The sequence below is a fragment of the Clostridium sp. Marseille-P2415 genome (assembly GCF_900155545.1).
In the GTDB taxonomy this organism is placed as follows: domain Bacteria; phylum Bacillota; class Clostridia; order Lachnospirales; family Lachnospiraceae; genus Lacrimispora.
Window position 1 is genome coordinate 966,955 of record NZ_LT732526.1, and the last position, 12,720, is coordinate 979,674.

Below are 12,720 nucleotides of genomic sequence, written 5' to 3' on the forward strand. Positions count from 1 at the left end.
ATGGAAATGGAAGCAATGTATGAAAATCTCGGAATCAGCCGGAAGGTGCTGGATTTCGGGAAAGAAATTGAAGGGACATTAAAGGAGCGTTTTAAAGAAATTGACGGGACATCGGAATACAATCAGATGAAAGTCATAAAAGCCATGCAGGATAACAAGGTCAGTGACATCCATTTTGCAGCGACAACTGGTTATGGCTACAATGACCTGGGCCGAGACACCTTAGAGGCTGTCTATGCCAGTGTATTTCATACGGAAAGCGCTCTTGTCAGGCCCAATTTAATCAGCGGAACCCACGCCCTTGCCATTGCCCTTTCCGGAAATCTCCGCCCGGGAGATGAACTTCTGTCACCGGCCGGAAAACCCTATGATACCTTAGAGGAAGTCATCGGCATCCGGGACAGTACCGGTTCCTTAAAAGAATATGGGGTCCTATACCGGCAGGTGGACCTCCTTCCGGATGGAACCTTTGATTACAAATCCATTGAAAAGGCAGTAAACGGGAAAACAAAACTGGTCACCATCCAGCGCTCCAAGGGCTACGACACCCGCCCCACTTTTTCAGTTTCCCAAATTGGTGAGCTGATTGCCTTTGTGAAAAAATTGAAGCCGGATGTGATCTGTATGGTGGATAATTGTTACGGTGAATTCGTGGAAAGCATTGAGCCATCCGATGTGGGAGCAGATATGACAGTCGGATCCCTCATTAAGAATCCCGGAGGCGGTCTTGCACCCATCGGCGGATACATTGCAGGCAGGGCAGACTGCATCGACCGGGCCTCCTACCGTTTGACCGCACCGGGCCTGGGGAAAGAAGTGGGAGCCAGCCTTGGCCTTAACCAGTCCTTCTACCAGGGATTGTTCTTATCCCCGACCGTAGTAGCGGGAGCCTTAAAGGGGGCTGTTTTTGCAGCCAATGTTTATGAAAAGCTTGGCTTTCCGGTGGTACCTGACGGCTCGGAATCCCGTCACGATATCATCCAGGCCGTTACATTCGGAAATCCGGAGGGTGTCATCGCATTCTGTCAGGGGATTCAGGCGGCTGCGCCCGTAGACAGCTTTGTCACTCCGGAACCATGGGATATGCCTGGCTACGACGCACCTGTTATCATGGCAGCCGGTGCCTTTGTCCAGGGTTCATCCATTGAGTTAAGTGCCGACGGCCCCATAAAACCTCCTTATGCGGTTTATTTTCAGGGAGGGCTTACCTGGTATCACGCAAAGCTGGGGATTTTAATGTCTGTGCAGAAGCTTTTGGAAGCCGGTTTGATTCAATTGTAAAAAAAGGTATACACAGCTGGAAATCTATGTTAGAATGATTTGATAGGTATGGACATTCCTGCCATAAAACCAAAAGAGGTAGCAGAGCAGATGAAGTACAAAAACTGCTGGGTACTGCTTCTTCTTATGCTTGCCGGTGTCGTTCTGGGAGGCTTTGTCGGAGATCTGGCCCGGGGGATATCCTGGCTGTCCTGGCTGAATGTTGGGCAGTCCTTTGGATTCGATTCCCCGCTTGTGGTCAATTTCGGCATTCTGGTCATTACCTTCGGCATCAATATTAAAATAACCATGGCTGGCATAATAGGAGTGGCGGCAGCCCTTATCACGTATCGGTTCATTTAATTCTACATATGTCCATTCCTTTCGTACCTGGAGAGTAACGGTCAGGAGGCATATGGAACGTATAACAATGAAAGACATCCCGGTGGATGAACGGCCCTATGAAAAATGTTTGAAGGATGGGCCGGAAGGCTTAAGCGATGCGGAGCTTTTATCCATTATTATCCGCACCGGTTCCAGGGAGGATAACTCCCTGGCGCTGGCACAAAAGATACTGGCCTTAAACTATCCGAAAAAGGGTATTTTAGGGCTTTTGCATCTTTCCATGCCGGAACTCATGCAGGTCAAGGGGATTGGAAGGGTCAAAGGAGCACAGCTTTTGTGCATCGGAGAGCTGTCCAGACGAATCTGGAAAAGGTCAGCCCTTTCGGAAGCAGCAGCTTACCATAAACCTCTTGACATTGTGAATTACTTTGTGGAGGATATGCGCCACAGGGAACAGGAGCTGGTTTTTATCATGCTCTTAAATACAAAAGGAGCCCTGATAAGGGACGTAATGATCTCTCAGGGAACGGTGAATACTTCCGTGGTTTCTCCCAGGGAGATTTTCATTGAAGCTATTAAGTACCATGCCGTAAGCCTGGTACTGGTCCATAATCATCCGAGCGGAGATCCGTCTCCCAGCAGGGAAGATTTAAGTCTTACCCGCAGGGTTAAGGAGGCCGGCGAATTAATCGGCATCCAGTTGTTGGACCACATTATTATAGGAGATAATTCCTATATCAGTTTAAAGGAACGGGGAATCTTATAGATGGAATCAAAGCGCAGCAAATATATTCTTATTGCTTTAACAGTATTTTGTGTCCTGCTCATTGGGTTAACCTCCATCCGGGATGAATGGCTGACGCCGCTTCGGACCGGTGTCGGTTATTTGCTGATTCCGGTGCAGTCCGGAGTCAATGCCGTGGGCTCGTCTATTTATGATGAGATCATTGACTATACAAAATTGCGGGATGCATTGAAAGAAAATAAAGAGATGAAGGATATCATCACCCAGCTGACAGAGGAGAATACCAGGCTGCAGGAGGAAGAGTTCGAATTAGAACGGCTTCGCCAGCTTTACGGCCTGGATCAGGAATACGGACAGTACAGCAAGGTTGGGGCAAGAGTCATTGCCAAAGACTCCAGCAACTGGTTCCAGATATTCCGCATTGATAAGGGATCAAAGGATGGAATTGCCGTGGATATGAATGTTGTGGCCGGAGGCGGCCTGGTAGGCATCGTTACGGATGTGGGAGCCAATTATGCAACCGTACGTTCCATTATCGATGATTCCAGCCGGGTCAGCGGTATGGCCATGCAGTCCGGAGACGGCTGCATTGTCGCCGGAGATTTAACCCTGTTTAAAGAAGGAAGGCTCCGGATCACCAAGGTATTAAAGGAAGGCGATTTAAAAGATGGAGATAAGATCGTAACCTCCAATATCAGTTCCGTATTTCTTCCCGGCATCCTGGTGGGCTATGCCTCTGACATTACCAATGATACCAACAACGTTACCAAGTCAGGATATTTAATTCCTGTAGCAGAATTTGACAGCCTGCAGGAGGTTCTGGTGATCACAGAACTCAAATCTGATATGATGAAAGAAGATGCTTCTGCCGATCCGGATGGAACTGTGCCGTCAGAGGAGACATCCGCCGGTACAGAAACTGCAGAAAACGTTTCCCAATAGCGTAAAGGAGTAACATGAGACGGATTTTTTTCAATGTGCTGCTGATTATTCTGGCATTTACCATTCAAAACTGCATATTTCCGTTGCTGCCATTTCTGTCGGCCGCTCCGAATCTGCTCTTAATCCTTACGTTTTCCTTTGGATTCATGCATGGAAAGGAAGCAGGAATGTATTATGGGCTCCTGTCCGGCCTGCTTATGGATTTGTTTTACAGCGGACCCTTTGGCTTTTATACGCTGATTTTCGTCTGGGTCGGTTATACCAATGGTATCTGTACGAAATATTACTATGAGGATTACATTACACTGCCCTTAATATTAAGCGTATTGAACGAGCTGGCTTATAATCTGTATATTTATGTATTCCGGTTCCTGATTCGTCAAAAAGTCAGAATTGGGTACTATTTTATCAACCTGATGCTTCCGGAAATCATCTTTACCGTTGTGACGACCCTGCTTCTTTATCGGGTATTTCTGATTTTGAACCGTCATCTGGAAGAGATAGGAAAAAGAGGTGATTCGACCATTGTTTAGGGATTTGTTTGACATTATAAGAGAATTTTTAAAAAAAGCGGTCTCATCAAGAATTTTTATACTTGGAATCATTTGTTTTGCCATGTATGCAGGGTTAATAAACAAGCTTTTCAACATGCAGATCGTCAATGGGCAGGAGGCCCTTAATGAATATTTACAGCTGACCGAGCAGACCATTACAACTGCCGGAACAAGAGGAAATATCTATGACCGCAACGGCAAAGTCCTGGCTTATAACAAACTGGCTTATTCGGTAACCGTACAGGATACCGGCGTTTATAAGGATTCTGCCGCTAAAAATAACATGTACTTAAATCTGGTACGGATTCTTGAAAAGCATGGGGAAACGGTACAGGGGAAATTTGAGGTAGCCATTGATCCCAATGGCGATATGGTTTATACTTCTTCCTCTGAGGCCTCCCGAAAACGCTTTCTCCGGGATTATTATGGTTTAAAGAAAGTAGAGCAGTTAGATGATGAAAAAGGCGAATATCCATCTAATATAAGCGCCAGGGAGTTATTTGAGAAGGCCTGCAAGAGCAACGGCCTGACGGAGTTTGAAGACAAGGGAGGAAACGTTGTTACCCTGACAGATCAGGAGGCTTTGGATATCATCAATATCAAATATGCCCTGCGCCTTATGTCGTACCGCAAATACGAGGCAACGACGGTAGCTACCCAGGTATCCGATGAAACCGTTGCAGACATTCTGGAGCACATCGGAGACATGCAGGGGGTGAATGTGGAGGAAACCACCATCCGTGCCTACAATGACAGCATTCCGTTCGCTCCGGTCATCGGCTATACCGGTAAGGTCCCGGAAGACCAGTTAGAGGACTTACAGAAGCAGAAGGACGATTATGATATCAATGACATCGTAGGACGGACAGGCATTGAGTATACCATGGAACATGAGCTTCAGGGAACTAAAGGAAAAAAGACCATATACAAGGACAGCGTAGGCCGGATCCGTGAAACGAAAGATGAGACCGATGCATCTGCCGGAGATGATGTATACCTGACTCTGAATGCAGATCTTCAGAAGGGGATTTACCATTTGATTGAACAATCTCTGGCCGGAGTTCTCATAAAGACCATTGTAAACGGGGATTATCAGGCCAGCAGCACGACCGATGGCTCTAATATGAAAATTCCTGTTAAGGATGCCTATTATCAGCTGATCAATAATAACGTTCTTTCTTTAAAGGAAATGGAAGAAGAGGACGCTTCTGAAACCGAAAAGAACATATACCGTAAATATGTATCCTCCCAGGAGCAGATTTTCACAAATCTCCGAAATGAACTGATGAGCCCTCATGCTACGGCCATGAAGGATCTGCCCGAGGACAGGAAGGCCTATATGTTTTACATTTATACCTACCTTGCCGGTCCTACAGTGGGAATTATCAAGGAAGACGCTATTGATACCGCCAGCAAGGAATACCAGGCATGGAAAGCGGATGAAATCAGTTTAAGAGACTATTTATACTATGGAATTGCAAACGGCTGGGTAGACACCACCAAACTGGAAACCGGATCCAAATATTCCAACGCGGATGATACGTTTGAAGAACTTATCAATTATGTTTTGGAAAAGCTTGCGGATGACAGGAATTTTACAAAGAAAATATACCGTTATCTCATTAATGATGACATCATAACGGGGCAGGAACTGTGCCTGGCCTTATACGATCAGGGAGTTTTAAAAGACAACGGACAGGATGCAGCAGAGCTGCGGGCGACCGGTGATGCATACACCTTCCTGTTAAAAAAGCTTTCCACCCTGGAGATCACTCCTGCACAGCTGGCATTATCGCCCTGTAATGCAGGTGTAGTTGTTACAGATGATAAAACAGGAGAGGTGCTGGCCCTGGTATCTTATCCGGGATATGACAACAACCGGATCGGCGACGGCTCCTATTTCAGCCAGCTGCAGGCGGATTTATCCCTGCCTTTATACAATAATGCAACCCAGACAAGAAAGGCGCCGGGTTCCACCTTTAAGCCCATTACCGCAGTGGCGGCTCTGGAAGAGCATGCCATCACTACGGATGAAACCATTAATTGTACCGGTATCTATACGGATGTAGAGCCGCCTATTAAATGCTGGATTTATTCCGGCCAGCACGGTCCGCTGAATATAGTGGGAGGAATTGAAAATTCCTGTAACTTTTTCTTTGCAGATTTAGGGCACCGTTTGTCAATGGATGCCAATGGAGTGTATTCTCCTGACTTAGGTCTTGAAGTTTTACGGAAATACGCAGCCATGTTCGGGCTGGATCACAAGTCCGGAGTGGAAATAGCTGAATTGGATCCTCAGATTTCCAAAGAGGCGCCGGAACGTTCTGCCATGGGACAGGGAAGCCATGCTTATACCAATGTCCAGCTTTCCAGGTATGTGGCGGCCATCGCAAACCGGGGAACCGTATTTGAACTCAGTTTATTGGATAAAACAACGGATTCTGAAGGTAATCTGATACAAGATTATACCCCTAAGATTTCTTCTCATATTGACGCGGCGGACTCAACGTGGGATACTGTACAACAGGGAATGAGAGAAGTGATTGCGAATGGTTCGACAAAGAAGCTGTTTTCTGATCTTGAAGTGGAAATTGCCGGAAAGACGGGTACCGCCCAGGAAGCCCGCAACAAACCGAACCATGCATTCTTCATTTCTTATGCGCCATATGACAATCCGGAAATCTGTGTTACCGTGAATATTCCGTATGGCTATTCATCGTCCAATGCCGCCAATATTGCGAAGAACGTCTATAAGTATTATTATGGCTATATAGACTTAGAATCCATTGTAAATGCTGGTGCCCTGGATGCAGCGAAGGTCAACATTCGCGATTAACTAGGATAAGAGGTGATATGATGCATAATACCGTAGTGATTAAAAGCAACAAAGCAGGTATGACTGTCATCCTGGACCCGGATATCCCCTTCCCTCAGCTTCTTTCTGATATAGGGAAAAAATTCGGGGATAATGCAAAATTCTGGGGATCCGTACAAATGACCCTGACCCTGGAGGGAAGGAAATTGACTGGAGAAGAGGAGTTCGCAGTGATCAATCAGATTACGGAAAATTCCAATGTGGAAATCATCTGTCTTGTTGATAAGGATGTAAACCGGATCGAACGCTGTGAAAAAGCACTGAACGAGAAACTGATGGAGTTGTCCTGCCAAACGGGACAGTTCTTCAAAGGAAATCTACAAAGCGGAGAGACTTTGGAATCCGAGGCCAGTATTGTCATCATCGGCGATGTGTGTAAAGGAGCAAAGGTTTTAGCAAAGGGCAATGTAATCGTCCTTGGCAAACTGTCCGGAACGGTGTGTGCAGGCGTGGCAGGCAATCGGGGGGCTCTCATCACGGCCCTGGACATGGCTCCCGTCCAGCTGCGCATCGCAGATTGTACCTCAGGCCTCGATGGGCGCGGCAAGCGCCTGGGACGCGGTCCCATGAAAGCCTATCTGGAAAATAACAAGGTCATAATAAAACCAATGAAAAAAAGTGTGGAAATATTCCGAAAATTAAGGTAAAATAGAATAAGGTATGAAAAGCAGGAGGATATGGTATGAGCGAGATCATCGTAATCACTTCTGGAAAAGGCGGGGTAGGCAAGACAACAACCTCTGCCAATGTTGGTACCGGACTGGCAATTCTGGGTAAAAAAGTAGTCCTGATCGATACGGATATCGGACTTCGGAACCTGGATGTTGTCATGGGTCTGGAAAACCGCATTGTCTACAATTTAGTGGACGTGGTAGAGGGAAACTGCCGTATGAAGCAAGCCCTGATAAAAGACAAAAGATACCCAAACCTGTTTTTACTTCCCTCAGCACAGACCAGGGACAAGACTGCAGTCACTCCCGGTCAGATGGTAAAGCTGGTTGATGATCTGAGGGGAGAGTTTGATTATATCCTGCTGGATTGTCCGGCAGGGATCGAACAGGGCTTTCAGAACGCCATTGCAGGCGCCGACAGAGCCATTGTAGTCACCACACCTGAGGTTTCTGCGATCCGGGATGCAGACCGCATCATTGGACTTTTAGAGGCCGCCGATATGGGGACCATTGAATTAGTTGTCAACCGGATCCGGGCGGATATGGTGAAAAGGGGAGATATGATGTCTCTGGATGACGTTATGGACATCCTTGCCGTTGATATTATCGGTGCTGTGCCGGATGACGAGGACATCGTCATTTCCACAAACCAGGGGGAACCGCTTGTTGGCATGGGGGCCCCGGCTGGACAGGCCTATATGGATATCTGCAGGCGGATTATCGGGGAAAGCATTCCGATTCATAACCCTGCTGTACGTGAAGGCCTATTTTTCAGACTCTCACATCTCCTGAAGAGAGCATAGGAGGGTGTGGTATGAGCCTATTTCCTGTATTCCGCAAGAAGAATTCAGGAGAAATTGCAAGAAATCGTCTGAAACTTTTGCTGGTTGCGGACAAGGCTGACTGTTCTCCTGAGATCATGCAGATGATAAAAGACGATATGGTCCGTGTAGTTTCAAGATACATGGATATTGATTCCGACAGAATAGAGATACAGATGAAGAAGCTGAAGCAGCCGGATTGTGAACGTTATACACCGGTGCTTTATGCGAACATCCCTATTCGCGATATACCTGACAAGGGGATATACTGACTATGTTTTCTGACTATAATTTTAAATACTACAATTACCGGTTAGTTTTGTACATGCTGTCGCTGTCTGTTATTGGGATTCTTGTGGTGGCAAGCGCCTCCAACCAGGATTCCGGCACAGTGACAAAACAGATTATCGGCGTAATGGTCGGATTTGCCCTGGCCATAGGGCTTTCCATCATAGACTATCATAAAATCATTAAGCTTTATGCTTTGGATTATGCAGGCTGCATCCTTTTGCTGGGTGCTGTTCTGGTCATGGGCCATACGGCGGGAGGGGCCACCAGGTGGATCAACCTTCCCGGCATTGGACGGATACAGCCGTCTGAATTCGTAAAAATTGGATTAATCGTGTTCTTTTCCTGGTATTGGAACAAATACCAGGAAAAGATGAACATGCCGGTCATGGTAGGGTTGGCCGCTTTGCTTGCGGCCATTCCCATCGGCCTTATTTTTGCTGAACCGAATTTATCTACCAGCCTGGTGGTTTCCATCATCATCCTGTGCATGGTATTTTCCGCCGGCATCAGTTACCAGTGGATCGGAGGCGTCCTCGCAATAGCGGTGCCTGCAGGTGCGCTTTTCATATTCCTGCTCACCAGGGGATTGATCCCGTTTATCCATGATTATCAGGCACGGCGTATCCTGGCGTGGATTTATCCTCATGCAGAGCAGTATGCTGAAAATCTGTACCAGCAAAAAAATTCCATTATGGCAATCAGTTCCGGACAGCTTCAAGGGAAGGGACTTTTTAATACAACCATAGCATCGGTCAAAGACGGGAACTTCTTATCGGCCGGGGAAACCGACTTCATTTTTGCAATTATCGGCGAGGAGATGGGATTTCGAGGCAGTGTTATCGTCATTCTCCTTATTGGCCTGGTTGTGTTTGAATGTCTTTATCTGGCTTCCAAAGCCAAAGATATGTCCGGCAGGCTGATTTGTACCGGCATGGCAGCCCTGATCGGTTTCCAGGCCTTTGCCAATATCGCCGTGGCTACACAGATATTTCCCAATACAGGCCTTCCGCTTCCGTTTATCAGCTCGGGAGTCAGTTCCCTCATCAGTATTTTCATGGGCATGGGGCTGGTGCTGAATGTTGGATTGCAACGCAAAATCGGTAATTAAAAGGAGGTATATCGTTATGAATATAGGATTAGTTGCACACGATTCAAAGAAAAAATTAATGCAGAACTTCTGCATTGCGTACAGAGGGATTTTAAGTAAACATATGTTATATGCCACAGGGACGACCGGACGTCTGATCGAAGAGGTCACAAACTTAAATGTACACAAGTACCTGGCCGGTCATTTAGGCGGAGAGCAGCAGTTAGGATCCCAGATTGAACACAATGAGGTCGACCTGGTCATCTTTTTGAGAGATCCGCTTACACCTAAGTCTCATGAACCTGACATCGTAAACATCATGAGAACCTGTGACATGCACAACATTCCTCTTGCAACCAATCTGGCCACCGCAGAGCTTTTGATCAAATCCCTGGAACGCGGCGACTTGGAATGGCGTGAAATGTACAAATAAGGGGTAAATTCAGTGAAGAAAAGAGTTTTTGTAAAAACAGGGTGTATCCTCTTATGCGCTGTGTTGCTAACAGGCTGCGCCGGTCTGCACAAACTTGACAATCCCTATGAATTTTCTGAGAGAACCGCCCTTTACCAGTCCAGTGCAGTGGCTGGTAAATCGGAACCCTTTGCTCATGATCTCTGCATCGTTTCAGATGACACTTCTTCTCAGGATGAAGCGGTTACTGCGGAAGCTGCCGCAGTTTTTAACCTGACAGATAAAACAGTCCTGTTTGCAAAGAATCCATTTGAGCGGTTGTATCCTGCCAGTATCACAAAGACTATGACAGCCCTTGTGGCTTTGAAATATGGTAATCTGGACGATGAGATTACGGTTACTCAGGATGCTGTTATTACAGAATCCGGTGCCACGCTGTGCGGAATCAAGCCAGGGGATAAAATTACGCTGGAACAGCTTCTGTATGGTCTTATGCTCCCTTCCGGTAACGATGCCGGAGCCGCGATTGCAGTTCATATGGCCGGAGGTGTGGACCAGTTTTCCCGGATGATGAATGAAGAGGCTTTAAAGATCGGAGCCACTGGCACCCACTTTGTCAATCCTCATGGACTGAGTAACGAAGACCATTATACCACTGCTTATGACTTATACTTAATCTTTCAGGAAGCTTTAAAGTATCCGGAATTCCGGAAGATCATCGGCACGAAAGAATACACGGCCACCTATCAGGATAAGGCAGGCAATCCGGTGAATGCTACCTGGAAGGGGACGAACTGGTACATGACGGGCGAACGCCAGATGCCGGATGGACTTAGCGTTCTGGGCGGAAAAACAGGGACCACTCTGGCAGCCGGAAGCTGTCTGATCATGGGAAGTTCAGATTCCTCTGACCGGGAATATGTTACTGTGGTCTTAAAAGCGCCAAACCGTGCAGGGCTCTACGATAACATGACAAATATCTTGAATAAAATTGTAGAATAGTCATTGCGTTTCTTATAGATTTGTACTATAATTATATTAATCCGAATAGACTTTTTATACAAATTATATAACGCAAGGAGGAGATTGCTATGGTGCAGATAATAGCAGGAAAAAAGGGTAAGGGGAAAACAAAGCATCTGTTGGATAGAGCTAATTCCGCCGTAAAAGAATCCAGAGGCTCTATCGTATATTTGGACAAAAGTTCTAAGCATATGTACGAATTAAGCAACAAGATCCGCCTCATTAATGTTAATGAGTATCCGATTACATCCAGCGAAGGATTTATTGGTTTTATCTGTGGTATCATATCTCAGGATCATGACTTGGAAATGATGTTCTTTGACAGCTTTTTAAAGCTGGCCTGCCTGGAAGGTGAGGACATATCTGAGACCATTGCAACTTTAGAAAAAATCGGTGAAAAGTATCACGTGACCTTCGTTCTCAGCGTGTCCATAGATGCGGAGAATATGCCTGAGAATGCCAAGGCGAATGTGGCTGTTTCATTATAATCATACATAGAAAAAGGGGCTGTCGCACTAGTTGATTAAAATCAGCTGGTGCCCAGCTCTTTTGAGTGCTTTTAGAGTTCATTTTTATTCTGGATTTACGAACAAAGAAAAATAGCAGACAACTACTATACCTCTGATTGTTCAGCGGCTTTTAGTTGTCTGCTATTTAAGGTTTTTTAAATTTATGCGCTTTCTTTAAGGTTAAACAGATGTGTTCCTGTACATTCTCTTTGGATCTTATGGTGCAGCTTATTCACGTTGTGAGCCATTGCAAGAAGAACGCTTTCCGCAAGTACATTGTTTTTCCCTCTGCATAGATAGCGATGGAAATTCATATCTGTTTTCACATCAGCAAATGAACCCTCAGCCTGGATGCTTCTGTTCATTCGAAGCTGACAGCCTTCATCAGAGAGAATACGTTCCAGATCTTCTGCTCGTTTTTGTTGGAACACCTTTGATACTTCAAGCCGTTTTACTCGTTCTTCAAAAGGTATCTTACTGTTGTTTCCTTTGATACATTCCCTTTTGTACGGACAATCATAGCAGTCCTCACAGGTATAGATGTTTTTTCTGATTACATAACCCGTTTTGCTTTTCCCTTGTTTCGTACCTGTTAAAACAAGTTTTTTCCCGGCTTTGCAGGTATAGCAGTCGTTTTCTGTGTTATATTCCATGTTTTCTCTGCGGCTTATATCTGTTTTATATTTTCGCGTCTTGGAAATCTCATAGTTTGCAGGCTTGATGAATGAAACCTGTTCATTTTCTTCAATATATAGGTAATTCTCCTCGCTTTCATATCCAGAGTCCGCTACGATGTTTTTATATTTGAAATTTAAATGTTCTTCCATATCTTTCAGAAATGGGATCAGTGTTGTGGTATCTGTTGGCTGTGGCCCGATCGTAAGCCATGTGATGTATTCCGAATCCACACCATGCTGAAGGTTATAGCCTGGCTTCAGCTGTCCATTCAGCATCGCATCTTCTTTCATTCGCATAAAGGTTGCATCTGGATCCGTTTTTGAATAACTATTACGACTACCGCATTGGTAGATTTTCTTTGTGTATTCTTTCAGCTTATCCAGATATTCTTCTAGTCGCTCAATTGAGCGCTGCAACTGTGTTTTACGTTTTCCGATTCCATGGACGAATTCAATTCCTTCTTCGGCTTTGATCTTATAAAGTTTTTTGCGGAGTTTCTTTACATGA

At 45.7% G+C, this 12,720-nt stretch carries 14 protein-coding genes; 13 read left to right on the plus strand and 1 reads right to left on the minus strand.

Going from position 1 to position 12,720, the window contains the following annotated elements:
• The 13 genes from BQ9856_RS09470 to BQ9856_RS09530 all read left to right on the plus strand — a co-directional run bounded on the left by BQ9856_RS09470 (position 1) and on the right by BQ9856_RS09530 (position 11,514).
• Complete coding sequence (locus BQ9856_RS09470; RefSeq protein ID WP_077610807.1) at positions 1-1,281, plus strand: methionine gamma-lyase family protein; 1,281 nt, start codon at positions 1-3, stop codon at positions 1,279-1,281.
• 90 nt (positions 1,282-1,371) lie between these two features.
• Positions 1,372-1,623, plus strand: coding sequence for a DUF4321 domain-containing protein (locus tag BQ9856_RS09475; protein ID WP_077613320.1), 252 nt, complete (start codon positions 1,372-1,374; stop codon positions 1,621-1,623).
• A 52-nt stretch (positions 1,624-1,675) separates the two neighbouring features.
• The gene (radC, locus tag BQ9856_RS09480) at positions 1,676-2,371 is read left to right on the plus strand and encodes a RadC family protein (RefSeq protein WP_077610808.1); all 696 of its coding nucleotides are present in this window, start codon (positions 1,676-1,678) and stop codon (positions 2,369-2,371) included.
• Positions 2,372-3,292: a rod shape-determining protein MreC gene (gene mreC, locus BQ9856_RS09485; protein ID WP_077610809.1), complete on the plus strand. Its 921-nt coding sequence runs from the start codon at positions 2,372-2,374 to the stop codon at positions 3,290-3,292.
• Positions 3,293-3,306: 14 nt separating this feature from the next.
• The gene (gene mreD / locus BQ9856_RS09490; RefSeq protein ID WP_077610810.1) at positions 3,307-3,825 is read left to right on the plus strand and encodes a rod shape-determining protein MreD; all 519 of its coding nucleotides are present in this window, start codon (positions 3,307-3,309) and stop codon (positions 3,823-3,825) included.
• Positions 3,818-6,682: a penicillin-binding transpeptidase domain-containing protein gene (locus BQ9856_RS09495; protein WP_077610811.1), complete on the plus strand. Its 2,865-nt coding sequence runs from the start codon at positions 3,818-3,820 to the stop codon at positions 6,680-6,682. The genes mreD and BQ9856_RS09495 overlap by 8 nt, the downstream gene beginning before the upstream one ends.
• Before the next feature lie 17 nt (positions 6,683-6,699).
• Positions 6,700-7,368, plus strand: a complete 669-nt coding sequence (locus tag BQ9856_RS09500; protein ID WP_442855516.1) for a septum site-determining protein MinC — start codon at positions 6,700-6,702, stop codon at positions 7,366-7,368.
• Positions 7,369-7,403: 35 nt separating this feature from the next.
• A complete protein-coding gene (gene minD, locus BQ9856_RS09505; RefSeq protein ID WP_077610813.1) occupies positions 7,404-8,195 on the plus strand; it encodes a septum site-determining protein MinD in 792 nt (263 codons plus the stop codon).
• Between the two features lie 11 nt (positions 8,196-8,206).
• Positions 8,207-8,485 carry a cell division topological specificity factor MinE gene (minE, locus tag BQ9856_RS09510; protein ID WP_077610814.1) on the plus strand — a complete coding sequence of 93 codons (279 nt, stop codon included), beginning with the start codon at positions 8,207-8,209 and terminating at the stop codon, positions 8,483-8,485.
• A 2-nt stretch (positions 8,486-8,487) separates the two neighbouring features.
• Positions 8,488-9,612 carry an FtsW/RodA/SpoVE family cell cycle protein gene (locus BQ9856_RS09515; RefSeq protein WP_077610815.1) on the plus strand — a complete coding sequence of 375 codons (1,125 nt, stop codon included), beginning with the start codon at positions 8,488-8,490 and terminating at the stop codon, positions 9,610-9,612.
• A 16-nt stretch (positions 9,613-9,628) separates the two neighbouring features.
• Positions 9,629-10,024: a methylglyoxal synthase gene (locus BQ9856_RS09520; protein WP_077610816.1), complete on the plus strand. Its 396-nt coding sequence runs from the start codon at positions 9,629-9,631 to the stop codon at positions 10,022-10,024.
• Between the two features lie 12 nt (positions 10,025-10,036).
• Positions 10,037-11,005: a D-alanyl-D-alanine carboxypeptidase family protein gene (locus tag BQ9856_RS09525; RefSeq protein WP_077610817.1), complete on the plus strand. Its 969-nt coding sequence runs from the start codon at positions 10,037-10,039 to the stop codon at positions 11,003-11,005.
• Positions 11,006-11,094: 89 nt separating this feature from the next.
• Complete coding sequence (locus BQ9856_RS09530) at positions 11,095-11,514, plus strand: twitching motility protein PilT (protein WP_077610818.1); 420 nt, start codon at positions 11,095-11,097, stop codon at positions 11,512-11,514.
• A 182-nt stretch (positions 11,515-11,696) separates the two neighbouring features.
• Here BQ9856_RS09530 and BQ9856_RS09535 read toward each other — a convergent pair.
• Positions 11,697-12,720 (minus strand): transposase (locus tag BQ9856_RS09535; protein ID WP_139348654.1); only part of this gene is annotated, 1,024 nt, incomplete at its 5' end.